The 23149-nt window shown below is 70.7% G+C and carries 24 protein-coding genes and 1 pseudogene; 11 read left to right on the forward strand and 14 right to left on the reverse strand.

What is annotated here, in order from left to right; all coding sequences use genetic code 11:
* The first annotated feature begins 40 nt into the window (after positions 1–40).
* Positions 41–994 carry a LysR family transcriptional regulator gene (locus ACZ5PB_RS32415; protein ID WP_468696116.1) on the forward strand — a complete coding sequence of 318 codons (954 nt, stop codon included), beginning with the start codon at positions 41–43 and terminating at the stop codon, positions 992–994.
* Positions 995–1181: 187 nt separating this feature from the next.
* Here ACZ5PB_RS32415 and ACZ5PB_RS32420 read toward each other — a convergent pair whose 3' ends face one another.
* From ACZ5PB_RS32420 to sodN, 6 genes and pseudogenes are all read right to left on the reverse strand, one after another.
* Complete coding sequence (locus ACZ5PB_RS32420) at positions 1182–1571, reverse strand: hypothetical protein (RefSeq protein ID WP_468696118.1); 390 nt, start codon at positions 1569–1571, stop codon at positions 1182–1184.
* A 110-nt stretch (positions 1572–1681) separates the two neighbouring features.
* Positions 1682–3223: a DUF2079 domain-containing protein gene (locus tag ACZ5PB_RS32425; RefSeq protein WP_468696120.1), complete on the reverse strand. Its 1542-nt coding sequence runs from the start codon at positions 3221–3223 to the stop codon at positions 1682–1684.
* 122 nt (positions 3224–3345) lie between these two features.
* Positions 3346–3729, reverse strand: coding sequence for an ATP-binding protein (locus ACZ5PB_RS32430; RefSeq protein WP_468696122.1), 384 nt, complete (start codon positions 3727–3729; stop codon positions 3346–3348).
* Between the two features lie 195 nt (positions 3730–3924).
* Complete coding sequence (locus ACZ5PB_RS32435) at positions 3925–5121, reverse strand: RNA-guided endonuclease InsQ/TnpB family protein (protein WP_468696124.1); 1197 nt, start codon at positions 5119–5121, stop codon at positions 3925–3927.
* Between the two features lie 422 nt (positions 5122–5543).
* Positions 5544–5624, reverse strand: a pseudogene (locus ACZ5PB_RS32440) (NUDIX hydrolase); the annotation flags it as partial.
* A gap of 194 nt (positions 5625–5818) precedes the next feature.
* A complete protein-coding gene (sodN, locus tag ACZ5PB_RS32445; RefSeq protein WP_389249210.1) occupies positions 5819–6214 on the reverse strand; it encodes a superoxide dismutase, Ni in 396 nt (131 codons plus the stop codon).
* Between the two features lie 153 nt (positions 6215–6367).
* Here sodN and sodX point away from each other — a divergent pair, with 153 nt between their 5' ends.
* Positions 6368–6844, forward strand: coding sequence for a nickel-type superoxide dismutase maturation protease (gene sodX / locus ACZ5PB_RS32450; RefSeq protein WP_468696127.1), 477 nt, complete (start codon positions 6368–6370; stop codon positions 6842–6844).
* Here sodX and ACZ5PB_RS32455 read toward each other — a convergent pair.
* A complete protein-coding gene (locus ACZ5PB_RS32455) occupies positions 6748–7377 on the reverse strand; it encodes a CGNR zinc finger domain-containing protein (RefSeq protein WP_468696129.1) in 630 nt (209 codons plus the stop codon). The two genes, sodX and ACZ5PB_RS32455, sit on opposite strands and share 97 nt — an antisense overlap.
* Before the next feature lie 92 nt (positions 7378–7469).
* Here ACZ5PB_RS32455 and ACZ5PB_RS32460 point away from each other — a divergent pair, with 92 nt between their 5' ends.
* Complete coding sequence (locus tag ACZ5PB_RS32460; RefSeq protein WP_468696131.1) at positions 7470–8240, forward strand: class I SAM-dependent methyltransferase; 771 nt, start codon at positions 7470–7472, stop codon at positions 8238–8240.
* A gap of 154 nt (positions 8241–8394) precedes the next feature.
* Complete coding sequence (locus ACZ5PB_RS32465) at positions 8395–8808, forward strand: hypothetical protein (RefSeq protein WP_468696133.1); 414 nt, start codon at positions 8395–8397, stop codon at positions 8806–8808.
* 84 nt (positions 8809–8892) lie between these two features.
* On the opposite strand, the gene ACZ5PB_RS32470 is transcribed toward ACZ5PB_RS32465, so the two are convergent.
* The 4 genes from ACZ5PB_RS32470 to ACZ5PB_RS32485 all read right to left on the reverse strand — a co-directional run bounded on the left by ACZ5PB_RS32470 (position 8893) and on the right by ACZ5PB_RS32485 (position 12258).
* Positions 8893–9246 carry a hypothetical protein gene (locus tag ACZ5PB_RS32470; protein ID WP_468696135.1) on the reverse strand — a complete coding sequence of 118 codons (354 nt, stop codon included), beginning with the start codon at positions 9244–9246 and terminating at the stop codon, positions 8893–8895.
* A 163-nt stretch (positions 9247–9409) separates the two neighbouring features.
* On the reverse strand, positions 9410–10171 hold the full coding sequence (locus tag ACZ5PB_RS32475; protein WP_468696136.1) for an amino acid ABC transporter ATP-binding protein: 762 nt from the start codon (positions 10169–10171) through the stop codon (positions 9410–9412).
* Complete coding sequence (locus ACZ5PB_RS32480; protein ID WP_468696137.1) at positions 10168–11202, reverse strand: amino acid ABC transporter permease; 1035 nt, start codon at positions 11200–11202, stop codon at positions 10168–10170. The genes ACZ5PB_RS32475 and ACZ5PB_RS32480 overlap by 4 nt, the downstream gene beginning before the upstream one ends.
* Positions 11203–11292: 90 nt before the next feature.
* Positions 11293–12258 (reverse strand): ABC transporter substrate-binding protein, encoded by a 966-nt coding sequence (locus ACZ5PB_RS32485; RefSeq protein WP_468696139.1) that lies wholly within the window; start codon positions 12256–12258, stop codon positions 11293–11295.
* Positions 12259–12901: 643 nt separating this feature from the next.
* Between ACZ5PB_RS32485 and ACZ5PB_RS32490 the strand changes: the two genes are divergently transcribed.
* The 6 genes from ACZ5PB_RS32490 to ACZ5PB_RS32515 all read left to right on the forward strand — a co-directional run bounded on the left by ACZ5PB_RS32490 (position 12902) and on the right by ACZ5PB_RS32515 (position 19611).
* Positions 12902–14107, forward strand: coding sequence for an NAD(P)-dependent malic enzyme (locus tag ACZ5PB_RS32490; RefSeq protein WP_468696140.1), 1206 nt, complete (start codon positions 12902–12904; stop codon positions 14105–14107).
* A gap of 333 nt (positions 14108–14440) precedes the next feature.
* A complete protein-coding gene (locus ACZ5PB_RS32495; RefSeq protein ID WP_468696141.1) occupies positions 14441–16126 on the forward strand; it encodes a serine/threonine-protein kinase in 1686 nt (561 codons plus the stop codon).
* Between the two features lie 94 nt (positions 16127–16220).
* Positions 16221–17186, forward strand: coding sequence for a zinc-binding dehydrogenase (locus tag ACZ5PB_RS32500; protein ID WP_468696143.1), 966 nt, complete (start codon positions 16221–16223; stop codon positions 17184–17186).
* A gap of 80 nt (positions 17187–17266) precedes the next feature.
* The gene (locus ACZ5PB_RS32505; protein ID WP_468696181.1) at positions 17267–18715 is read left to right on the forward strand and encodes a cellulase family glycosylhydrolase; all 1449 of its coding nucleotides are present in this window, start codon (positions 17267–17269) and stop codon (positions 18713–18715) included.
* 103 nt (positions 18716–18818) lie between these two features.
* Entirely contained in the window at positions 18819–19025 is a 207-nt protein-coding gene (locus tag ACZ5PB_RS32510) for a helix-turn-helix domain-containing protein (protein ID WP_468696144.1), read from the forward strand.
* Between the two features lie 4 nt (positions 19026–19029).
* The gene (locus tag ACZ5PB_RS32515) at positions 19030–19611 is read left to right on the forward strand and encodes a Clp protease N-terminal domain-containing protein (RefSeq protein WP_468696147.1); all 582 of its coding nucleotides are present in this window, start codon (positions 19030–19032) and stop codon (positions 19609–19611) included.
* 50 nt (positions 19612–19661) lie between these two features.
* Here the strand turns inward: ACZ5PB_RS32515 and ACZ5PB_RS32520 are convergent, their stop codons facing one another.
* Positions 19662–20747 (reverse strand): PadR family transcriptional regulator, encoded by a 1086-nt coding sequence (locus tag ACZ5PB_RS32520; RefSeq protein WP_468696148.1) that lies wholly within the window; start codon positions 20745–20747, stop codon positions 19662–19664.
* 1 nt (position 20748) lies between these two features.
* Positions 20749–21795: a DUF4097 family beta strand repeat-containing protein gene (locus ACZ5PB_RS32525; protein ID WP_468696150.1), complete on the reverse strand. Its 1047-nt coding sequence runs from the start codon at positions 21793–21795 to the stop codon at positions 20749–20751.
* Between the two features lie 210 nt (positions 21796–22005).
* Here ACZ5PB_RS32525 and ACZ5PB_RS32530 point away from each other — a divergent pair, with 210 nt between their 5' ends.
* Positions 22006–22848, forward strand: a complete 843-nt coding sequence (locus ACZ5PB_RS32530; RefSeq protein ID WP_468696151.1) for a hypothetical protein — start codon at positions 22006–22008, stop codon at positions 22846–22848.
* Between the two features lie 75 nt (positions 22849–22923).
* On the opposite strand, the gene ACZ5PB_RS32535 is transcribed toward ACZ5PB_RS32530, so the two are convergent.
* A complete protein-coding gene (locus tag ACZ5PB_RS32535; RefSeq protein WP_030190019.1) occupies positions 22924–23109 on the reverse strand; it encodes a DUF6104 family protein in 186 nt (61 codons plus the stop codon).
* Between the last annotated feature and the right edge of the window lie 40 nt (positions 23110–23149).

Raw genomic sequence — 23149 nt, forward strand, 5'->3', positions numbered from 1 at the left:
CATCTGGTGCCCCCGGAGGGCCGGCTCTACCCTCTGCCCCATGGAGCTCGAAGTGAGACACCTTCGTGCACTGTGCGCGATCGCCGACGCGGGCAGCCTGCACAAGGCAGCGCGCGTGCTCGGCATGAGTCAGCCCTCCCTGACCACCCAACTCCGCCGCATCGAGAACTCCCTCGGCGCCGAACTCTTCTCCCGCCGCCGCACCGGCTGCCGCCCCACCCCCCTCGGCCAGTCCCTCCTCAGCAGGGCCCGCCCCCTGGTGGACGGCATGAGCGCACTCATCGCGGAAACCCGCGCCGAAGCGGCCCTCAGCACGCCCAACGGGCAGACCCTGCGCATCGGTTCCACGGCGAGCCGGGTCGTCGCGGGCTGGCTGCGACGGCTCAGGCTGCGCCTCCCCGACACCGACACCACCCTCCACGTCGACGTCTCCGCCAACGCCCTGCTGCGGATGGTGGCCGCCGGATCGCTGGACGTGGCCTTCGTGCACGAGGTCGAGGGGTGCCCGCTGCGGCTGCCGCCCGGCCTGGAGATCCGCGTACTCCTGGACAGGGAGCCCCAGTTCATCTCCCTCGCCGTCGACCACCCGGCCGCCGCCGCCCCCGTCGTCGACCTGGCGGACCTGGCCGCCGACCGCTGGATGGTCGACCCCAGCGTCGACGGCGAACGCGACGGCCTGCGCCGCGTCCTGGCGGCAGCGGGTCTCAACCCGCCTCTCCTGCACGGCGATTACCTCACCGCGTCCTCGCTCATCGTCATCGGCGAAGCGGTCGCCCCCTGCCAGCCCACCTCCGGCCCCCGCGACGACATGGCCATCCGGCCGCTGCGCGACGACCCGCTGGGAGTACGGCTGCTGCTGGCGGCCCGCCCCGGACTGAGCGAATTTCCGTACCTGTACCAGGACTTGGAGACGGCGTACCGCGAGGCGGCGCTGCGGGCGGCGGGGTACCGGGAGTGGCTGCGGCGGAAGGGCAGCCCGCTGCTGGCGGCGTAGGCGGGGCCGGAACGCGAAGGGGCCGGAACGCGAAGGGCCGGAACGCGAAGGGGCCCCGCCACGACGGGGGAACGTGGCGGGGCCCTCATACACTCGCGTGCCCAGGGGGGCGGCGGGTCATGCACGAAGCGGTGGAACTTCTTCCGGAAGGGGTGGGAGGGGCAGAGGGAGGCAGGGGCCCGGCAGGCTACTGCCCTTCGCCCGATCCGCCCGAGCCACCTGCTCCGGAGCCCTTGGTGCCCTCAAGGATGTCGTTGACGGTGTGGGAGGCGCGTACCGCGTCCGCGTATTCCTGGCCGTACTCGTCCTTCGACAGCCCGTCGCAGGCCGCCGGCTTGACGATGTCCTTCTTCGGGTCGAGCCGGTCGCCGAGCTGCTCGCGCAGCGCCGCGGCGCACGCCTGGGCGGCGGGACTCTTCTCCTTGACGGAGGGGGTGGGAGAGGGGGTGTAGGTGGAAGCGGAGGTGGGGCGTGCGGGGGACGGGCCGTCGGACGGCTCCTGCGAGCAGGCGGTGCTGAGGGCCGCCAGTGCGGCGAGGAGCAGAGCGGCCGGGACGGCGGTACGTGTGGTGCGCATGGTGGAAGGATCTCCCCGGGGGCGGGCGGCTGCATACCTCGGTCGACCGGCCATGACGAGGCTGTGGCCGTGCTGTGACCGAGGGGCGGCGGACAGTGGGTGTTCTCGGGTCACGGCCTGCGGAGCAGGGTGATGCCGTCCTGCTCCGTCACCTCGACGTAGCCGTGCTCGCGGTAGAGGCGCAGCATCTGTTCGGTGCGGGCGGTCGGGCAGGGCACCTTCACCGTCGGGTCGGTGCGGTCCGCGACCACCCACCGGGGCGGGTCCGCCGGGAGCCCCGTCGGGTTCGCCGGGTCGGGGCCGGTCCCGTAACAGACCAGGCTGACGGTCGTACGCGAAGTGAGCATCGGAGCCAGGCGGTTGGAGGACGCCACGGTGTCCCCGTCCGGGATCCGGTCCAGGACCTGGCGGGCGACGGCGACGTGCGGCGGGGTCTGCCAGGCGGACGGGAGCACCAGGTCGTGCAGCGGGTAGACGGCCGCGGTGACGGCGGTGAACGCCGCCGAGAAGGTGAGCGCGCGACGGCGGCGGCGCCCGTGCAGGAGGTCCTTGCGCCGGGACAGTACGTCCACGAAGCCCGCGAAGAGGACCGGCATCAGAATGGCGCTGTAGTGGAAGCCGGGCTGCCAGTAGTGCTCGTTGCCCGCCACGAACCGCCAGCCCAGCGTGGGCACGCAGAGCAGCAGCAGCGGCGACCGCAGGCCGAAGAACGCGACCGGCGCCGCGAGCATGAGCAGCAGCAGCCATTTCATCGGCGGCCAGAAAACCCCCAGGGCGAGCTGGAGGACGTTTCCGGAGGGCGAGGCCCCGTCTCCCGGTATCTGATTCCAATAGGCGAACGCGCCACTGGGATTCATCGCGGGAAGCAGTACGAGCATTTCGACCGCGGTGCCCGCGATGCCCAGGACGGCCACGCCCGTTCCCAGCAGGAGACGGGAATTACTGTCCTGCGCGGAACGCCGTTCCCGTATCGCCTGCCAGGCGATGTACGCGCCCACGGCGGCGAGCGTCAGCCCGAGGTCCTCCTTGACGAGGAGCAGCGGGGCGGCCCAGAGCGCGCCCGCCCACCAGCGCCGCTGTGCCAGCGCGGTCGCGCTGAACGCCAGCAGCGGCACGGCGAACGCGATCTCGTGGAAGTCCTTGGCCGCCGCCGAGACGATCCCCCACGAGGCCCCGACCCCGCACCCCACCACCAGCGCGGCAACGGGCCCGGCCGCCCGGTGCGCCCACCTGGTCAGCGGCAGGCAGGCCAGCGCGAGCAGCGCCGACTGCACGATCAGGAGGGTGACACCGCTCGGGAACAGCCGGTAGACGGGGGCGACGAGCACCAGGATCGGATGGAAGTGATCGCCGAGGAGGTTGAACCCCGGCCCCTTCAACTCGACGATCGGCGCCTCGCCGCGCGCATAGGCGGCGATGGCCTGCTCGAATATCCCGAGGTCGAATCCGGCATTGAGCATACGGCCGTTGCGGAGAACGGCGACCGTGGAATAGAGGACGAAGAATAGGGCGGTCAGCGACCAGGCGAGGGTGCGGGGCCCGGGAATTCGCTTGCGCAGTACCGAAATCCGGTCGGGCGACATTCGGCCGGCCGCCGCCCACGAGGGTATTCGCGCGGCCTGTGAACCGCTTTCCCGTACCCCTGCTGCCACCGTCTCGTCTCCCTCTGCTTTTCACCGCGCCGTCGCCGGACGTCCTGGCCGTCCCCGGTCGTCCTGGCCGTCAACGTACGGGGCGGGTCAGAAGGTTTCCAAGCGGGGGTGCGGGGCCCGCCTCACCCCTTCGGGGCGTCGAGGAGCAGGCGGGCCCAGACGGTCTTGCCGATCGGATGGCGCCGGTGGTGGCCGGTCTCCTCGGCGAGGGCGGCGACGAGGAGGAGCCCGCGCCCGTCCTCGTCGTCCTCGTCGGTCTGCACGGGGCGGGGCGGCGTGTCGTTGGCGTCGGAGACCTCGATGAGGCAGTGCGGGCCGTCAGTGGTCAGCCTGACCTCGAAGAGGTGGCCGCGCCTGCCGCCGTGTTCGACGGCGTTGGTGGACAGCTCCCCGCAGACGAGGGTCACCCGGTCGATGTCGTTCTGCCCGTACCCCCAGCTCAGGAGCGTCTTGGTGACGAGACCCCGGACGAGGGGGATGCATTTGCGGACGGAACGGAACTGCATCCTCCACTCCTGAACGGTGATCTGTCGGTCATCTGCGGCCATCGCGGGCATTGCGTTCCCTCGTCGCGAGCGGGATGTCACCTTCCCGGCCATGAAGGGACCGGGCTTGTGGGCGCGGTTCCTGCAAGCCGGGTCGCGCTCCCGACTGCCCCCGACGATGGGGCGGTCACGGGTCGCATCTCCCAGTACGGGTAGCTAGGCCGTGTCTGGGACGGGTGCGGTGACGAGCACCCACGCCAGGCGTGCACGGTTGCGCACGTTGACCCCGGCGACGTGGTCGGCGGGCCCAGCGAGGCCGCACCGACGACAGGAGAAGTGGTCCCGGTCGGGCCGGTTGGCCCGCTCGGTGTGTCCGCAGCGCGGGCAGCGCTGCGAGGTGTAGGCCGCATCCACCGCGAGGAACGGCACCCCGGCCCGGCGGGCCTTGTACTCAAGGTGCTGCCCGAGCTGGTGGAACGGCCAGGAGGAGAGGGCGTCCCGCTGGCTGCGACGAAGCCGTACCCGGGATGGGGTCTCCCCTGCTCGAACGAAGTTGAGAGCTTGGGGAAGGATCCCGTCGAGTTCCTCGACGGCGATGCCCCGACCGGTGCGTTGCGCAGCGGACACGATCTCCTTGGCGATCTTGTGGTTCACGTGGGTGGCATGACGGTGCTCCTTCTTCGTGCGGCGGGCGGCCCGGCGCCGGGCCGAGCGGGTGCTCTTCTTCTGGAGTTCGGCCCGTTTACGGGCATGCCAACGCCGGTAGCGGGACAGTCGGCGGCCCTGGTAGTTGGTGCCGTCGGAGGTGGTGGCCAGATTGACGATGCCCCGGTCCACGCCGAGAAAGTCCACCGGCTGGTACACCTCGGGGTCGGGCACTTCGCAGGTGGCCAGCAGGTACCACTTGCCGTGGATGCGGATGAGGTCGGACTCACCGCGCCGGTTTTCGGCGAGCATTCTGAGCTGGTCGGCTTGGCCGGCGTAGCGCAGCCCCTTGAGGCGTCCGTCCACCGTCCAGATCGACACGGTGCGGGCGTCGTACTGCCAGGACAGGCACCGGTCGTCGAACGGCTGGGCGGCGTCCGGACGGAACACCACCGGCGAGCCGGTGGCCCGCGCCCACCGTTTCGAGCCCACCTTGCCGAGGTTCCCGGCCTTCAGGCTTGCGCGCAGGGTGGTGTACGCGTCAACGGTCTTCTTGATGACTCGTACGGCGGGCTGCGCGGACAGCCCGAACGTGGCCTTCACCTCGGTATAGACGAGTTTTTGCAGGTCGTTGCGGGAGAACACCCGCTGCTCGAACGCCACCTGCGCCGCATACGTGGCGGACCGGTTGCAGGCATGCAGCGTCGCCCCAAGCGCCAACGCCTGTGCGGGCGTTGGCAGCAGCTTCACCCGCACGACCAGCTTCACGCCATCGACCGTACGGTCGTAATCTACACACCCGTACCAATTTCCCACCCACTCTCTCGCACCAGCGACCACGGGAACACATGTTCGCTCGCCTCGCCTCCGGCAGGATGACCTTCGCGGGCGCCCCGCCCTCTGCTCTCAGGTCGCAGGGGTTACCTAACGTGGCTAATCTGTCGGCCGGTTGGTCTCATCGGGATGTCCGTACGGGCGAGTGAGGGGCACGAGTGTCGCGTCCACAGCCTCACCTGGCTCTGCTGTCGGAGCTGTTGGCCAGTGCGGAGTGGCAGGAGGCACGCCGGCTCAGCGATTTCACCTGGGTGTTCCGGCTGGTGAAGGCCAAGGACGGGATCTGCTCCTCGCGGATCGCCGCCCTGTGCGGTATGACACCCAGCGGGGTCGGCGAGATCGGGGATCCCGGCCACGGGCTGCTGGACGTCCACGAGCCACAGGTTGACCCACGGGTTGCTGTAGATCTGCCGCTCGCCATGGACGGTCCACTGCATGAGCCCAACTCCCTTGTACCGGTGAGGACTCCAGCATGTCACTGTGACGAGAATTAGTGGAGGAGAGCCCTGCCCGGCGGCCCGGACCGGTGTCCGGAACGCGACGAGGCCCGGCGAGGGGTGCTCGCCGGGCCTCGTCGTGGCCTCTGACCGACGCGCCTGGTGGGGCGCCGACCGGAGGGGGAGGGGGAAGGTCAGGCCTTCTTCGTCTCCCAGAAGATGCGGTCGATCTCGGCGATCAGCTCAAGGGCCTTCTCGCCGGTCTTCGGGTCCGTCGATCCCTTGGCGGCCGAGAGGGCCTTGAGGGTGTCGTTGACCAGCTGGTGCAGCTGGGGGTACTTCTCGAAGTGCGGGGGCTTGAAGTAGTCGCTCCAGAGCACCGAGACGTGGTGCTTGGCGAGCTCCGCGCGCTGCTCCTTGATGACGACGGCGCGCGCCTGGAAGTGCGCGTCGTCGTTGGCGGCCATCTTCTCCTGGACGGCCTTGACCGACTCGGCCTCGATGCGGGCCTGGGCCGGGTCGTACACGCCGCAGGGGAGGTCGCAGTGGGCGCTGACCTTGACCTTGGGGGCGAACAGGCGGGAGAGCATAAGTCGCATTCCTTCCTCGTGATCGTCTTCTCAAGGGGGAGATTACTCCGTGAGGGAGGTGTTTTCGCGAGTGCCCCCATGGGCTTACGTCAAAAGTCCGGGGCCACTATGGGACCGGGGGCCGGTGAGGAACGGAAGCTGGAGGTGCCGCAGATGACGGAGAGCGGGCGCGCCCGGGACGGGCGGGACGGGATCGAGGAGGGAAGGGAGCCGCCGGGGCAGGAGACCGGGGCGCCGTTCGGGATCGCCGAGGTGATGGGCCATTCGATGGTGCCCACGCTGCTGCACCGGGACCGGGCGCTGGTGCACTACGGCGCGGAGGTCCGGCCGGGTGACGTGGTCGTCATGCGGCATCCGTTGCAGCAGGACCTGCTGGTCGTGAAGCGGGTGCTGGAGAAGCGGGAAGGCGGCTGGTGGGTGCTCGGGGACAACCCGGACGCCGAGGTGGTGGATTCGCGGGCCTTCGGGGCCGTGCCGCCCTCGTTGGTGCTGGGGCGGGTGCGGGGACGGTACCGGCCCTTGCAGGCCGGGCGTCAGTGGTCGGTGGGGACGGCGCTCTCCTGGCTGGCCTCGGCGGTGCGGCCGGTGCTGGCGGACCGTTCCGTCTCCAGGCGCTTGCGGGCCCGGTAGGCGGCGACGTTGGCGCGGGTGGCGCAGCGGTCGGAGCAGTAGCGGCGCGACCGGTTGGTGGAGGTGTCCAGGTACGCGTTGCGGCACGGGGGTGCCTGGCACAGGCCGAGCCGGTCGGCGCCGTGCTCGGTGAGGTGGAATGCCAGGCCCATGGAGGCGATGGCGGCGTACCCCGCGGTCGCGTTCGACGGGTGGTCCGCGAGGTGCATGTGCCAGTCGGGGAGCCCGTCCTCCTTACGGGTCTCGTGGCCGGAGATCTGCGGGCTCACCGGGAATTCGAGGAGGAGGGAGTTGAGCAGGTCGACGGCGAGGGTGTCGTCACCGGCGTCACCCGCCTCGAAGATCGCGCGCAGCCGGCCCCGTACGGAACGGAACCGGGTCACGTCCGCGTCCGTCGCGCGCCGGGCCGCCTGCTTGTTGGTGCCGAACAGGTCGCGGACCGCTTCCACCGTGGTGAGCACGTCCTTGTTGCGGGCCGGCTCCTCGCTGTTCACCAGGCGTACGGCATAGTCCGCGTAATAGGCCAGTTCCACTTGTAGTCCTTACTGGTGCGGTCTAGTCTCGGCGGGGCGTCTGAGTAATGGGCGTTTCTCGTTCGAGAGTATTACGGGAGTGGGCGGTTTCCATGACGGGTGCGGCGGACACGGCGAATACGGCGGGCTGGAATTCCTGGCAGGAGAGCTGGGACCGGCAGCAGGAGTGGTACATGCCCGACCGCGAGGAGCGGCTTCGGGTCATGCTCGACATGGTGGAGGCGTTCGTCGGGGCCGAGCCTCGGGTGCTCGACCTGGCGTGCGGTACGGGAAGTATCACGGGCAGGCTGCTCCGGCGGTTCCCGGGGGCCACGAGTACCGGCGTCGATCTCGACCCGGCGCTGCTCACCATCGCGCGCGGCACCTTCGAGGGGGACGGCCGGGCCGAGTTCGTGACGGCCGACCTGATGGATCCGCAGTGGCGCTCCAAGCTGCCGTACGAGACGTACGACGCGGTGCTGACCGCCACCGCACTGCACTGGCTGAAACTGGGGCCGCTCGGGACGCTGTACTCGCAGCTCGGCGAACTGGTGCGGGACGGCGGGGTGTTCATGAACGCGGACCGGATGAAGGACACCTCCACGCCCCGGATCAACGCCGCCGAGCGGGCACTTCGGCACGCCGGGATGCAGCGGGCGAAGGCCGAGGGCGTGCTCGACTGGGGGCAGTGGTGGGAACTGGCCGCCGCCGACCCGCAGTTGGCCGCTCCGACCGCCGAGCGGTTCGCGATCTTCGGGGAGCACGCGGACGGCGAGACCCCGTCCCTCGAATGGCACGCCTCGACCCTGCGTGCGGCCGGATTCGCGGAGGCGCGGGCCGTGTGGGCGTCGCCGTCGGATTCTATGGTCCTTGCGGTCAAGTAGTGGAAGTGGTGCATGAAGCGGCTGCTGGGAAAGGGCTGGGAAACGGTGCCGTAGGGATTGTGTGACGCCTGCGATCTTGCCTTGGATTTCGGCGAGAGTGTTTTCTCCATGCTCTTTCGGGAGCTCTTCGGGGAAAGGCACGACTGCGATGAAAATGACGGCATTGAGGCGTCGGATGGTGCAGGCGGGTGCGGTGCTGACCGCCGCGGCATCCGTGACGCTGTTCACCGGTTCGTCCGCGAGCGCCGGCGGCACGAAGACCTGCAACGCCGACCAGATGTACATGTACAACATCTGTTTCGACGGGGCCGACGACAGCTTCACGGTCAACGACCTGGTCGCGGACGGCGAGCGGGCCGTCGTGGTCTGGGCCGCCAGGGACGGTTCCGGCAAGAAGGGCCAGTGCGCCGATGACAACGGCGCGCTGAACAGCCCCAAGAAGTGCGACTACGACTTCAAGGAGGGCCCGCAGATGGCGGTGCTCTTCCACGGCATCACGCAGAACGGCCCCCGGGGCAAGGCGCACAACATCTCCTGGCAGTACACCGGGTACACCACCCCCAGGTAGCGGGCGCCGCGCGCGTACGCCGGAGGCGGCAGAGGATGCACCACCATCCTCTGCCGCCTCCGGCCCGTTCGGTGACCCAGGACCTCAGTCCAGGTAGGTCGTCCAGCCCTGGCCCGGCACGTTCACCTGGTGACCGCGCTTCTCGATCTTGTCCTTCGAGTTGCAGGTCGCCCTGCTCTTCGAGCCGGTGCTCTTCACCGCGGTGCCCACCTTGGTCGTGCGGTAGGCGGTCTCGGGGTAGATGCAGCGGACGTAGGCGCGCACCTGACGGCCGCAGGGATTCGAGGTGACCTTGGTCGTGTACGACTTGCCGCTCGTCGATCCCGATGTGTTGACCGAACAGCTGGGGTCCGCCTGCGCGGTCGCCGTGAATACGGGCAGGCTGCCGAGGGCCAGTACCGAAATGACACCGGCAATTACGCTTCGCCTGATCCTCAAGGAATTCCCCCAATTTCGTGGACTTGCGAGAGCGCGGCGAGCCTAAGCCGCGCTCTCGCGGACGATCAAGGGCAATTCCGTGCCACGGGCGTACGGATACCGTGAAACCGGTGGAGATTGCGAACCGGGTTCACAGCACCGTCGGATCACAGCACTTTCGGGATCACAGCACCTTCGAAAGGAACGACTTCGTACGGTCGTGCTGCGGATTGGTCAGTACGTCGCGCGGGTGGCCCGCCTCGACGACGACGCCCTCGTCCATGAAGACCAGCGAGTCGCCGACCTCCCTCGCGAAGCCCATCTCGTGCGTCACGACGATCATCGTCATGCCGTCCTCGGCCAGCGAGCGCATCACGTCCAGCACGTCGCCCACCAGCTCGGGGTCGAGCGCCGAGGTCGGCTCGTCGAAGAGCATCAGCTTCGGCTCCATCGCCAACGCCCGTGCGATGGCGACGCGTTGCTGCTGGCCGCCGGAGAGCTGCGAGGGGTAGTTGCCCGCCTTGTCGGCCAGGCCGACCCGGTCCAGGAGCTGCCCGGCGCGGGCCCGTGCGGTCGCCTTGGACTCGCCCTTGACCTGGACGGGCGCCTCCATGACGTTCTCCAGCGCCGTCATGTGCGGGAAGAGGTTGAAGCGCTGGAAGACCATGCCGATGTCCCGGCGCTGGCGGGCGACCTCGCTGTCCTTGAGCTCGTACAGCTTGTTGCCCTGCTGCCGGTAGCCGACCAGCTGGCCGTCGACCGTGAGCCGGCCCGCGTTGACCTTCTCCAGGTGGTTGATGCACCGCAGGAAGGTGGACTTCCCGGAGCCGGAGGGGCCGACGAGGCAGAACACCTCGCCCGTGGCGACCTCCAGGTCGATGCCCTTGAGGACTTCCACGTGGCCGAACGACTTGTGGACGTTCTCGGCCTTCACCATGACGCTCATCGGGTGCCCCTCTCACTGCCCAGGCCGAACAGATTGGCCTTGATCTTCTGCCAGGGGGTGGCGGGCAGCGAGCGCAGCGAACCCCGGGCGAAACGCCGCTCCAGGTAGAACTGGAAGACGGTGAACACGCTGGTCATGACCAGGTACCAGATGGCGGCGACGAAGAACATCTCCATCACGGCGTACGAGGTCGAACCGATCGAGGACGTCGAGCGCAGCAGTTCGTTGTACGTCACCGCGTACACCAGCGCCGACGTCTTGAGCATGTTGATGAACTCGTTGCCGGTCGGCGGCACGATCACCCGCATCGCCTGCGGGATCACGATCCGGCGCAGCGTCTTGGCCTGGCTCATGCCCAGCGCCTGCGAGGCCTCGGTCTGGCCCTCGTCTACGGCCAGCAGACCGGCCCGGCAGATCTCCGCCATGTACGCCGCCTCGTTGAGCCCGAGGCCGAGCAGCGCGCACAGGAACGGGGTCATCACGTCGGTCATCTCGTCCTTGTAGAACGGACCGAGATTGAGGACCGGGAAGATCAGCGCCAGGTTGAACCACAGCAGCAGCTGGAGGTAGACCGGCGTACCGCGGAAGAACCAGATGTAGAGCCAGGCGACACCGCTGGTCACCGGGTTCTTGGAGAGCCGCATCACGGCCAGCACGATGCCGAGCACCACGCCCATCACCATGGCGAGCACGCTGATCAGCAGGGTGCGGCCGGCGCCCGCGACGACGTCGGAGTTGAAGAGCGTGTCGGGGATCGCCCCCCACTGGATGTCGCCCTGCGAGAACGAGTACCCGAGCAGGAGCAGTACCGCGACGACGATCACGCCGCTGACCCAGCGCCCGTAGTGCCGGACGGGGATGGCCTTGATGACCTCGGCGGGACCGGACGGCCCCGCGGGACCTGCCTGACCGGCCGGAGCGGACTTCCCGGAGCTGCCGGACGACGGGGTGACCGTCGGGTCGGCCGGTTCCGGGGCCGTGGAGCCGCCGGGGATTTTGTCGGCCGGCTCCTTGCTGAACTTCTCAGTCATGACGACTGCCCTTCAGTGATGCACAGAGGAACGACACGGCCGGCGCACGCACGCGCGAGAGCGCGGTGCGCCGGCACGGGGGAGTACCGGTCACTTGCCGCCGTTGATGGCCGCGGCGTCGATCGCGCCGGTCTGGGCGCCCCACTTCTCCAGCACCTTCTTGTACGAGCCGTCCTTCATGATCGCCTCAAGGGCCTCCTTGACGACGTCGCGCAGCTGGGTGTTCTTCTTGTCGACGGCGATGCCGAACGGGCCCGCCTCGAACTGCTCGCCGACGACCTCGAAGGTGTTGCCGCCGCCCGCCTTGCGGGCCAGGTCGGCCGCCACCGGGTAGTCGTTGACACCGGCGACCACACCACCGGCCCGCACGCGGGTCTGCGCCTCGGTGTCGTTCTCGAAGGACTTGATGTCGACGGCCTTCTTGCCGGCGTCGGTGCACTTCTTGGACTGCGTCTTCAGGGCCGTCTCGTACGTGGTGCCCATCTGCACGCCGACCGGCTTGCCGCACAGGTCGTCGAAGGACTTGATGCCCGCCGCGTTGCCCTTCTTGACGTACACGGCGGTGCCGGCCACGAAGTAGTCGACGAAGTCGACGCCCGTGCCGAGCTTCTTGCCCTTGTCGTCCAGACCCTCCTGGCGGGCCTTGGTGTCCGTGATGGAGGACATCGCCAGGTCGTAACGCCCCGTGTTCACACCGGTGATCAGGGTGTCGAACTTCGCGTCGGTGAACTTCACCTTGACGCCCAGCTTCTTGGCCAGCTCGGCGGCGATGTCCGGGTCCACGCCGATGATGTCGCTGCCCTGCTTGGACTCCATCGGGGCGTACTCGGCGTTGGTGCCGATCTCCAGCGTGCCCTTCTTCTGGATCTTCTCGGGGAGCTTGGCGAAGAGCGCGTTGCCGCCGGTCTTGGCCTTGCCGCCGCCGTCACTGCCGCTGTCGCCGGCGCCGGTCTGGTCACCGCAGCCGGTGAGCACCAGGGCTCCGGCGACCGCGAGCGCGCCGACCGCGGCTATCCGGGAACGAGCGGCCGTGCGGCGGGGGGTGCGTGCGGTCATGGGGGTCCTCCGGCAGATGAGGGTGGGACGTACGGGGTGCCCGGGGCACTGTTTCCGAGCGTTTGGCCCGGTTGTTCCGGGTCTGGCGCGGTGGTCGAGCACGCGGCTCTGGGTGGCACGACCGGGGCGCGACCAGGTGTGATGACGGCATCTTGCCATTCGGACCCGTTCAATTAGGGCGCCACTCATGTCAAAATCAGATAACGGGTGATCCCCGTACCCCCAACGGGCCGGTACATCAAGGCCGGACCTTCTACGGGGAGTTCGGTTCCGCGCCGGAGAATCTGCGGTCCGTCTCGCGATGCGGATACAACTCAAGCCGCGTAATGGGACAAGTCCAGGACCTGTGGTGAACTTGTCCGACATTGCGCCATGAGTCATCCCACAACGCACCGCCGGTCTGCCCGCATTCGGTCACGGCACCGATACGGACTCGTCGTCGATGTGCTCGGTCCGGTAAGAAGGACCCTTACACCCCTCATCCGGGGCCCAGGGCGCGTGTGCGGCGCGCCCGCGCGTTCGCACCTCCCCCTGTCAGGGCGGGCCAACCGTCCACGACCGGGCGCGAACGCGGACCCGCCCACCCCTCCTCAACCAGGAGTGGCCACCCTCAACTGATGAAGACTTAAGGGGTCTGAAGACAATGGCAGCGGAGATCGTCAATCCCGAGACCGGCACGAGCGCAGGGCTGGATGAGCCCTTCGACCCGGCCTTCGCGCTCCACCGGGGCGGAAAGATGGCCATCCAGGCCACCGTTCCCGTGCGCGACAAGGACGACCTGTCCCTCGCTTACACACCCGGTGTCGCCAAAGTGTGCACCGCCATCGCCGAGCAGCCGGACCTGGTCAACGACTACACCTGGAAGTCGAACGTCGTCGCCGTCGTGACCGACGGCACCGCGGTCCTCGGTCTCGGTGACATCGGCCCGGAGGCATCGCTTCCGGTCATGGAGGGGAAGGCCATCCTCTTCAAGCAGTTCGGCGGCGTGGACGCCGTCCCGATCGCCCTCGCGACGACGAACACCGACGAGATCGTCGAGACCGTGGTGCGCCTCGCCCCCTCCTTCGGCGGGGTCAACCTGGAGGACATCTCGGCGCCGCGCTGCTTCGAGATCGAGCGCCGGCTCCAGGAAGCCCTGGACATCCCGGTCTTCCACGACGACCAGCACGGCACCGCCGTGGTCACCCTGGCCGCCCTGCGCAACGCCGCCCGCCTGACGAACCGCGGGCTCGGCGAGCTGCGCGCGGTCATCTCCGGCGCCGGTGCGGCGGGCGTCGCCATCGCCAAGTTCCTGCTGGAGGCCGGTCTCGGTGACGTCGCCGTCGCCGACCGCAAGGGCATCGTGAGCAGCGACCGCGACGACCTCACCCCGGTCAAGCGCGAGCTGGCCGAGCTGACGAACAAGGCGGGCCTGTCCGGCTCCCTGGAGTCGGCCCTCGCGGGCGCCGACGTCTTCATCGGCGTCTCCGGCGGTACGGTCCCGGAGGCCGCGGTCGCCTCGATGGCCCCGAACGCGTTCGTGTTCGCCATGGCCAACCCGAACCCCGAGGTCCACCCGGACGTCGCCCACAAGTACGCGGCGGTCGTCGCCACGGGCCGCTCGGACTACCCGAACCAGATCAACAACGTCCTCGCCTTCCCCGGCATCTTCGCGGGCGCCCTCCAGGTGCGCGCCCACACGATCACCGAGGGCATGAAGATCGCCGCCGCGAACGCGCTGGCCGACGTCGTGGGCGACAAGCTGGCCGCCGACTACGTCATCCCCTCCCCGTTCGACGAGCGGGTCGCCCCCGCCGTCACCGCCGCGGTCGCCGCCGCCGCGCGCGCGGAGGGTGTGGCGCGCCGCTAGTCGCCGCTGCCGCTGTTCCACGAGTACGGGCCGGGGGGGGGGGGGGGGGAGGGGGGGGGGGGGGGGGGGGGGGAGGGGGGGGGGGGGGGGGGGGGGGGGGGGGGGGGGGGGGGGGGGGGGAGGGGGGGAGGGTTGTCTCACCCTATCTTTCTCTTTTTCTTTCCTGGAACCACACCCCTCTCCCTCCTCCTTTGGGGGTGGGGCCCCCCCCCCCCGGCCCGTATCCGCTTGTGGGGTGCGGCACTTGGCCCCGTCGGCCGGTGATCGCGCGCCTATACTCCGTGTCTGCGCCGGGCGGCCGGGGCGTACGGCGGATGCGGGGGAAGCATGTCGGTGGACTGGTCGGGAATGTCGTCGGCGATAGGGCTCGCCGGCGTGGCAGTGCCCGCCCTGGCGGTACGGCTGGCCTCGTTCCCGGTGCTTGTCCGGGCCCAACGTGCCCTGCGCGAGCGGGAGTCGGCGGTGCGTGAGGGAGGCGCCTCGCCCTGGAAGCTGTCCCGGCCCGGAGCCGGGGAGCTGGCGCTGGCGGCCGTCGGCGGGGCCGCCATGTTCGGGTGGATCGCGACGGAATCGGTTCCGGGGTTCGAAACACTGGCCGGAACGATGCTCGACCTCCTCTTCGGCCGGGACCGCGCTGTCGGATTCCTGGCGATGCAGTTCCACCTGACGATGTCGGGCGCGACGAACATCTTCTTCGGCCTCGCGCTGGCGGTGCTGGTGCTCTGGCTGCTGCTGTGGTTCCTGACGCAGCGCAACCTGCGGCTCGCGGGGATGCCCGCCGCGCGGGGGCGGGCGGCGGGGGCGCAGTCGGTGGGGCTGCGGCTCGCCCTGCTGGGCGGGGTGCGGCTGGCGCTCGGGATCGTGCTGCCGTTCGGCCTGGTCGTGGCGGCACTGGTGTGCCAGATCGTGGCCGCGCTGGCCAGTAGGCGGGTGCTGCCCGCCGGGGTTCCCGCAGCCGGAGCGTTCGGCCCCGCTCAGGCATTCGCGCCGGGCGCGCCGTCGCCGTACGCGCGGACCGCGGAAGCCGGGCAGGCACCGCGGTACGCCCAGGTGCCGCCTGCCCCCGCGTTCGCGCCGGGCCGGCCCTCCCCGTACGTACCGTCGCAGCCGCAGGGTGCCGCCTCCCCGGTCGCGTACCAGGAACTCCACCCCAACGAGCCCCGCACCATCGCCGGTTACCACCTCATCGGCCGGATCGGTTCCGGCGGCATGGGGACGGTCTACCTGGCCCGGCGCGAGGGGTCCGCCACCCAGGTCGCGCTGAAGACGATCCACCCCGAACTCCTCGACCACGCCGAGCTGTTGAAGCGCTTCGAGCGGGAGTCCGAGGTGCTCGCGATGGTGCCGGGGGCGTACACCGCGCGGGTGCTGGACGCCGGGGTCGACGCCGGACGGCCGTACCTGGCGATGGAACTGCTGGACGGCCGCCCCCTCGACGCCCATCTCCGCGACCAGGGCCCGATCCGCGGCCCGCAGGCCCTGCGCGCGCTCGCCCTCGCGCTGGCGACCGCGCTGTCCGGGGTGCACCGGCTGGGCCTCGTCCACCGGGACCTCAAGCCCGCCAACATCATGTTGACCACGGCGGGCCCCAGGCTGCTGGACTTCGGGATCGCGGCCCTGGTGGACGGCACCCGGCTCACCCGCACCGGCGGCGGCCCGGGAACGCTGACGTACATGGCCCCCGAGCAGTTCGGCGACGAGCCGGTCGGCACGGCGGCCGACGTATGGGCGTGGGCCTGCTGCGTGGTGTGTGCCGCGCACGGGGCCAGCCCCTTCCAGGCGACCAGCACCGGTGCGGTGATCCGGCGGATCGTGGACACCGGGCCCGAGGCGGGCGCGCTGGCGGCGGTCGACGCACTGGACCCGGCGCTGGGAGCCGTCGTACGCCGGGCACTGACCGCCGACCCGGCGGCCCGCCCCGCCGACGGGACCGCGCTGGCGGAGCTGCTGACGGCGGACCGGTCGGCCTCGGACGTACGGGCGGAGATCACGCGGGGCTGGCAGACGATGGTGGTCTAGGCCGAGCGCCACGGGGCGGGTCAGGGCGCGACGCGGCGCGGGTCACACCCGTCAGTGGTTCCGTCGTGGGGGTGGACCGGCCTAAGGTCGGGCCATGTTCGCCGCCTACGCAGCCCGTATCGACCGTGACCAGCCGCTCAACGGACTTGAGTTGGGGGAGCGCCCGGAGCCGGAGGCCCGGCCCGGGTGGACCACCGTGACCGTGCGGGCCGCGAGCCTCAACCACCACGACCTGTGGTCGCTGCGCGGGGTGGGCATCGCCGAGGAGACCCTGCCGATGATCCTCGGCTGCGACGCGGCCGGCGTCGACGAGGACGGCAACGAGGTCGTCCTGCACTCCGTCATCGGGGACACCGGCCACGGCGTCGGCCCGTACGAGAAGCGCTCGATCCTCACCGAGAAGTACCAGGGCACCTTCGCCGAGCGCGTCACCGTGCCCACCTGGAACGTGCTCCGCAAGCCCGAGGAGCTCAGCTTCGAGGAGGCGGCCTGCCTGCCCACCGCGTGGCTGACCGCGTACCGGATGCTCTTCACCAACGCGGGCGTACGGCCCGGCGACGCGGTCCTCGTGCAGGGCGCGGGCGGCGGGGTGGCGACCGCCGCGATCGTGCTCGGCAAGGCCGCCGGGCTGCGGGTGTACGCGACCAGCCGCGACGAGGCCAAGCGCAAGCGGGCCGTCGAACTGGGCGCGCTGGACGCCTTCGAGCCGGGGGCGCGGCTGCCGCAGCGCGTCGACGCCGTGATCGAGACCGTCGGCGCCGCCACCTGGTCGCACTCGGTGAAGTCGCTGCGCCCCGGCGGGACCCTGGTGATCTCCGGTGCGACCAGCGGACAGAACCCCTCCGCCGTCGAACTCAACCGGATCTTCTTCCTGGAGCTCAAGGTCGTCGGCTCGACCATGGGGTCCAAGGACGAGCTGGAGGACCTGCTCTCCTTCTGCGCCGCCACCGGCGTCCGCCCGGTGATCGACCAGGTGCTGCCGCTGGACCGGGCCCGCGAGGGCTTCGAGCGGATGGCGGGCGGCGACCTCTTCGGAAAGATTGTGCTCACCGGGTCTTGAGAGTCGCGCGGGGCGCTGTTTGGATCACCGGCACCTGACTGAACTGGTGCTGTTGTCCGAGGAGTTGCCCCATGCGGCCCATGCGTACGACGTTGTCCAGAACCGCCTTTGTCGCTGTCGGTGCCGGTGCGGTGCTGCTGGCCGGGGGAGGGGTCGCTCCGGCGGCCCCCGCGCCCGCGCCCGCCCCCGCACCCCGGGCCGCCGCGCCCGCTCCGACGACGTACGACGGAATCCCCCGGCTGACCGACGAACGGGGCCGGGTCCTGACCCTGCGCGGCTGGAACGTCGAGGACAAGGCCAACCGGGGCGAAGCGGCCCTCTCCCTCATCACCGAGAAGCACTTCCGCGACATGGCGGCCAAGGGCTTCAACTTCGCCCGCCTGCTGGTCTTCTGGGACGACATCGAGCCCCGGAAGGGCCACTACGACCAGCGCTACCTGCGCAAGGTCGAGCGCATCCTGGACTGGGCGCACAAGTACGGCGTACGGGTCCTGCTCGACGGCCACCAGGACGTCTTCGGCCCTGCCTTCAACCACCGGGGCATCCCCGAGTGGGCGACCCGCACCGACGGGCTGCCCTTCACACCCAACCCCGACGACTGGTTCTCCGAGTACTTCCAGCCCGCCGTGCAGCGCGCCTTCACCCACCTCTACGAGGACGAGGACCTCCAGCGCGCCCAGGCCGCGCTGTGGCGGATGCTCGCCGACCGCTTCGAGGACCACCCCGCCGTCCTCGGGTACGACTTCATCAACGAGCCGATGGGCGAGCTGAAGGAGGGCGAGGACCTGGCGACCGCCGCCCGCCGGATCGAGCGCGACCAGATCACCGCGATGCACAACCGCCTCGCGGCGGCGGTGCGTTCGGTGGACCGCGACACCTGGCTGTTCGTCGAACCGACCCCGATCGTCGGCGAGGGCGTACCGACCGGACTCGGAAAGATCAAGGACCGCAAGGTCGTCTACGCCCCGCACTTCTACAACGCGGGGATGGAGGCGGGCACGGACTACGACCCCTCCGCCCGGTGGATCGAGTCGTACGAGGCGGCCGTCACGCAGTACCCGAAGCGGTACGGCGTCCCGGTCGTGGTCGGCGAGTGGGGCCCGCTCAACACCGGTCTGCCGAACATGGGCCGCTTCTACCGCGAGGCCCTCGCCTCGATGGCCCGCTACAGCTCCGGCTGGGCGGGCTATGTGTGGTGTTACGGCGGCGGCTACTGCGCGGTGGACGCCAACGGGGACTTCCGTACGAACAAGGAGCAGACGGCGTCCCCGTACGCCTCCGCCGTCGCGGGCCGGGTGCGGACGGACGCGTACGACCCGTCGAAGGGCACCTACCGGCTCGGCTACGACGCCGGACGGCGCTCCACCGTCACCGAGGTCTCCCTGCCGCCGCACCCGCGCGGCTGGCGGGTCGAGGTCGGCGGGCTCGCGTGGAGCGACACGCGGACGGTGGGCAAGGGGCGGGCGAAATCCGTGCGGGTGCACGCGGTGCCCGGTGCGAGGGTCACGGTGAACGTGTCGCCGAGGTAGCGGCGGGTGGGCTGCCCCGACCGGTGAGGTGGCGGCGGGTGACGGGCCCGGATTTTGTCAACGAAGGTTGACAGGGGCGGGCTTGTCAACGTAAGTTGACACCATGACCGAAGCAACGGACCTCGCCGAACGGGCGGGAGATCGGGATCCGCGGGTCGGACTGCGTGCGGTGGCCGCTCTGCGGCGGCTGCTGGAGCAGCTCGAAGCCGTACAGGTCAGGGGAGCCCGCAACCAGGGCTGGTCCTGGCAGGAGATCGCCGACGTACTGGGTGTCAGCAAGCAGGCCGTCCACAAGAAGCACGGGAGGTAGCGCCATGTTCGAGCGGTTCACGGCGGATGCGCGACGGATGGTCGTCGAGTCGCAGGGGCACGCGGCCCGGCTGAACTCCGACGAGGTGACGGAGGAGCACCTGCTGATCGCGCTGCTGGCGATGGCGGAGGACGGTGGCGTCGGGAGCTCCGTGGGTTCCGGCACCGGTGCGGGCCGTGGCGGTGCCGTGCTCGCCACCCTCGGCCTGGCCGGCCGCCGGTCCGAGATCGAGGAGTCCCTCGCACGGATGCGCAGGCGCGGCGGCCTCTCCCACGCGGACGCGGGCGCGCTCGCCGACCTCGGCATCGACATCGACCAGGTGGTCGCCAGGATCGAGGAGACCCACGGGACGGGCGCACTGGCGGGTGCCGGTCGGCCGAAACGGCGCTGGCTCGGCGAGCACCGCAAGTTTGCGGACGGCGCCAAGAAGACCCTGGAGCGGTCGCTGCGCGTGGCGCTCGGCCGCAACGACAAGACCATCGGCACGGAACACCTGCTGCTGGCGATGGCAGCCCGGCCGGGTGTGGTCGCGGACGTACTGACCGAGTACGGGGCGTCGCACGGGGAGCTGGAGCGGCTGCTCTAGGGCAGTGAGGGCGCGGCCCCGCCGGGGCCGCGCCCTCACATGGCGTCGTGTTACGCCTTCGGGCCGTTCAGCAGGCGGTCGATGTGTGCCGCCGTGGCCGCCAACCGGGCGCGCGCGTCCGCCAGTTGGGCGGACGTGACCCCGTGGTCGCGGGCCGCGTCGCGTACGCCGTCGCGGAAGCGGTCGAGCAGGCGGTCCAGTTCGCGGGCCGGGTCGGTGCCGGGCTTGGTGTCCTCGTAGGCCCACTCCGGAAGCGACTGGTCGGGTACGGAGTCCTCGGTGGCGGAAGGGGCGGCGTCCCTCGGCTGCCCACAGCCGTCCTTGGTCCACCTGTCCGTGCGTTCCACCGTGATGTCCGGTGTCTCGGACGGGGCCTCGTGCGGGCGGCCGAAGCCGAAGTCCTTGCCCCAGCTGCGGCTGAACTCGCGCTCGATCTCGGCCAGTCCCTCCCGTACCGCCGAGGGCCAGTCGCCGCGCGCCACATGCTCGCGCACCTGCTCCTCGACCCGGCGCGCCGCCTGCTGCATGTGCTGGCGGGCCCGTTCGGAGGTCTCCTTGGCCTGGCGGCGGGCCTCCTGGGCGTCCTGGCGGGCCCGGCGGCTCTCGTCCTTCGCGCGGCGGGCCTGCTCCTTCCACTCCTGGCGGGCCTTGCGCATCTCCTCCTTGGCCAGGCGCCAGGCCTCCTTGTCGCCCCAGGCGCCGCCCCAGTCGCCGGAGCCGGGGGAAGTGCCGGACTCCTTGGCGTCGGCGCCCGCCGATGCCGCCTGCGCGCGCATCTCCCGGCGGAGGTCGCCCGCGGCGCCCCGTACGTCGTCACGGATCTCGGCGGCCAGCTCGGACACCGACTCGCGGATCTCCAGCTCCAGGTCGGCCAGCTCGCCGCCCCGGTCGGCCAGTTCCTGGCGGCCCGCGTCGGTGATCGAGTAGACCTTGCGGCCGCCCTCGGTGGCGTGCGTGACCAGGCCCTCGGCCTCCAGCTTGGCGAGGCGCGGGTAGACGGTGCCGGCGGACGGGGCGTACAGGCCCTGGAAGCGCTCCTCCAGGAGGCGGATCACTTCGTAGCCGTGCCGGGGCGCCTCGTCCAGCAGCTTGAGGAGATAGAGGCGGAGCCGGCCGTGGGCGAAGACGGGAGCCATGTCAGAGGACCTTTCCGGTGGAGCCGGTCGAGCCGGTGGAAGGAGAGTCGGGCGAATCGGGCGTTCCGGGAGCGTCGGCGGGGGCGTCCCCGGAGGCGTCCGGGCGCGCGTCGGCGGGAGTGTCACCCGCGGCGGCGGCCGTCGGGGACGCGTCCTGGGGAGCCGAGCTGTGACCCCCAGGACCCGCGTCCCCGGGCGCGTCCCCCGCACCCTCCGCGTCCCCCGTGTCTCCCGCCCCCGCGGGCCGCCGCAGCAGCGCGATGGAACCCGAGACGGTCGTGGCGCGCAGCTTCCCGGTGCCCGCGCCCAGCGTGCCGGTGATCTTCTTCGCGCCCCACATGCCCGAGACCCGGAGGTCCTCGAAGGCGTTGGAGACGCTCCCGGAGGCGGTGTTCGCCTCGACCTTGGCGTCCGCCGGGTGGGGCAGCCGGATCGCGATCTCGCCGGAGACCGTGGTCAGGCCGAGATCGGTGGCGCGGCCCTGCTGCGGGCCGACGTCGATGGCGAGGTCGCCGTTGACCGACTCCGCCCGGACGGCCGAGCCGGAGGCCGCCATGACGGTGAGGTCGCCGGTGACCGACTTGAAGTGGAGGTCGCCGGTCACGGACTGCGCCTCGGTGGTGCCCGAGACGGTGTCGACCTGCACCGGGCCCGCGAGGGCGACCAGCGTGGTGTCACCGGTGACGCCGCGCACATCGGTGCGCGCCGCGATGCCGGAGACGACCGCGGGGGCGCCGACCGTACGGACCTCGACCCGCGCACCGGTGGGTACCGCGAGCGAGACGACGGCGGTGCGCTGCCACTCGGTGCGGTCGAGCCACTTGGCGGTGAAGCCCTTCCAGCTCAGGTCCTCGTAGCCGACGGTCAGCCGTCCGTCGTCGAGGGAGACCGTCAGCGGCGGCCCGTCGAGCTCGCTCACTTCGAGCCGCGCGCCGGGCTCGTCGGTGCCGACGACGTTCACCGCACCGTTGATGATGCGTACGGCGAGTGTGGTCACCGGCTCGTCGAAGGTGAGTTTCTGCGGTTCGGTGACGGACCACTCGGTCATGGTGATTCCTTCCCCAGTCGTACTGCCCGGACGGACCGCCCGGTCGGACTTCCCCTTGACGACGCAACTTGAATACGCAACATATCGCGTCCTCTGCTAAACACGATATATCGCGGATGGGTGAAGTCAACATAAGTGCCGCCCGGCGCCGCACTCCGTCCCCCGCTCCGCGAGAGGTGTGAGCGAGGCATTTGACCTAGCGTGGGCACTATGTCGCACCCTGTTTCGCCGCCCGCGCACACCACCGGAGCCACCGGAGCCCTGCTTCTGTGCCGCGCCCCGGTCGATGACGTACGCCCCGCGGCCCATCTGCTGCGCGAGCGGATGCTGCTCGCACCGGCGGGCGAGGGCTGGAGCGTGCTGGTCCCGGAGGGCAAGCCGTGGCTGGCGCAGGGGAGTGCGTACGAACCGGTGGACCGCGTCCTGGCAGGCTGGGCCACCGCCCTCGCGGTCAGCACCAGCTGGCCGGTGCTGGCCCTGTGGTGGGACCCGGACCGGGCGGGCTACTCGCTGGCCGCCGGATTCCGCCGCGGCGTCGGGTACGAGTGGCTGGCCGACGGCACGCCGCTCGGCGAGGACGAGGCGATGCGCACCTTCGCGGTGCGCCTGGGCCTCGACCCGGTGCACGACATGGAGTACCTGGAGGCACTGGCACGCCAGGACGCCGATGCCGACGCCCGCGCCCGGCTGCTCGGCCTGATCGCCGTACTGCACCGCACGGGCCTCACCCTGCCCCCGGGCCTGTCCCCCGGCGAGAGCGCCGACCGCCTGCGCGAGGCGGCCAGGGTGGGCGCGGGCGTGGAGACGGTGGAATGGGCGGGCTGGCGCGACGCCCTGCGCGTGGAACTGGACCGCGTCGACCACGGCCCCCTGGGCGACTGGGTCCGCGGCCCCCGAGCCCGCCTCCTCGGCGCCGCCCAACTCACCTGCGGCCTACCGCTGCTGGCCTGGGGCCTGCGCAGGGGCGGCGCGGGCTGGGCAGTAGCGGGCGGCCTGCTCCTGGCCCACGGCGCGGCGGGCCTGACGTACGACAGGATCAGGGCGCGGGGCTGAGGGGCACCTCGCCGGGCTGAGAGGTACCTCGCCGGGCTGAGAGGTGCGTCGCCGGTCACCCCCTCCGGCTCCGCCCTACTCCTCGTCCTCGTCCTCGTCGTCCAGCCGGGCCAGCCACGTCGCCAGGCGTTCCACCGGGACCTCGAAGTCGGGGTTCAGGTCCACGAACGTGCGCAGCTGCTCGGCGAGCCACTCGAAGGTGACTTCCTCCTCGCCGCGTCTTTTCTCCAGCTCTTCGATGCCACGGTCAGTGAAGTACATGGGGAAAGGATAAAGCGGACGCGAAGGTCCCGGCCCGTGG

The organism is Streptomyces sp. NPDC032721, from assembly GCF_055579625.1.

Coding starts and splice junctions, on each gene's coding strand:
- ACZ5PB_RS32485 (WP_468696139.1), bottom strand. CDS start 12,258: ATGACCGCACGCACCCCCCGCCGCACGGCCGCTCGTTCCCGGATAGCC.
- ACZ5PB_RS32490 (WP_468696140.1), top strand. CDS start 12,902: ATGGCAGCGGAGATCGTCAATCCCGAGACCGGCACGAGCGCAGGGCTG.
- ACZ5PB_RS32510 (WP_468696144.1), top strand. CDS start 18,819: ATGACCGAAGCAACGGACCTCGCCGAACGGGCGGGAGATCGGGATCCG.
- ACZ5PB_RS32530 (WP_468696151.1), top strand. CDS start 22,006: ATGTCGCACCCTGTTTCGCCGCCCGCGCACACCACCGGAGCCACCGGA.
- ACZ5PB_RS32430 (WP_468696122.1), bottom strand. CDS start 3,729: ATGCAGTTCCGTTCCGTCCGCAAATGCATCCCCCTCGTCCGGGGTCTC.
- sodX (WP_468696127.1), top strand. CDS start 6,368: ATGACGGAGAGCGGGCGCGCCCGGGACGGGCGGGACGGGATCGAGGAG.
- ACZ5PB_RS32420 (WP_468696118.1), bottom strand. CDS start 1,571: ATGCGCACCACACGTACCGCCGTCCCGGCCGCTCTGCTCCTCGCCGCA.
- ACZ5PB_RS32460 (WP_468696131.1), top strand. CDS start 7,470: ATGACGGGTGCGGCGGACACGGCGAATACGGCGGGCTGGAATTCCTGG.
- sodN (WP_389249210.1), bottom strand. CDS start 6,214: ATGCTCTCCCGCCTGTTCGCCCCCAAGGTCAAGGTCAGCGCCCACTGC.
- ACZ5PB_RS32500 (WP_468696143.1), top strand. CDS start 16,221: ATGTTCGCCGCCTACGCAGCCCGTATCGACCGTGACCAGCCGCTCAAC.
- ACZ5PB_RS32515 (WP_468696147.1), top strand. CDS start 19,030: ATGTTCGAGCGGTTCACGGCGGATGCGCGACGGATGGTCGTCGAGTCG.
- ACZ5PB_RS32505 (WP_468696181.1), top strand. CDS start 17,267: ATGCGTACGACGTTGTCCAGAACCGCCTTTGTCGCTGTCGGTGCCGGT.
- ACZ5PB_RS32525 (WP_468696150.1), bottom strand. CDS start 21,795: ATGACCGAGTGGTCCGTCACCGAACCGCAGAAACTCACCTTCGACGAG.
- ACZ5PB_RS32415 (WP_468696116.1), top strand. CDS start 41: ATGGAGCTCGAAGTGAGACACCTTCGTGCACTGTGCGCGATCGCCGAC.
- ACZ5PB_RS32475 (WP_468696136.1), bottom strand. CDS start 10,171: ATGAGCGTCATGGTGAAGGCCGAGAACGTCCACAAGTCGTTCGGCCAC.
- ACZ5PB_RS32535 (WP_030190019.1), bottom strand. CDS start 23,109: ATGTACTTCACTGACCGTGGCATCGAAGAGCTGGAGAAAAGACGCGGC.
- ACZ5PB_RS32480 (WP_468696137.1), bottom strand. CDS start 11,202: ATGACTGAGAAGTTCAGCAAGGAGCCGGCCGACAAAATCCCCGGCGGC.
- ACZ5PB_RS32465 (WP_468696133.1), top strand. CDS start 8,395: ATGACGGCATTGAGGCGTCGGATGGTGCAGGCGGGTGCGGTGCTGACC.
- ACZ5PB_RS32520 (WP_468696148.1), bottom strand. CDS start 20,747: ATGGCTCCCGTCTTCGCCCACGGCCGGCTCCGCCTCTATCTCCTCAAG.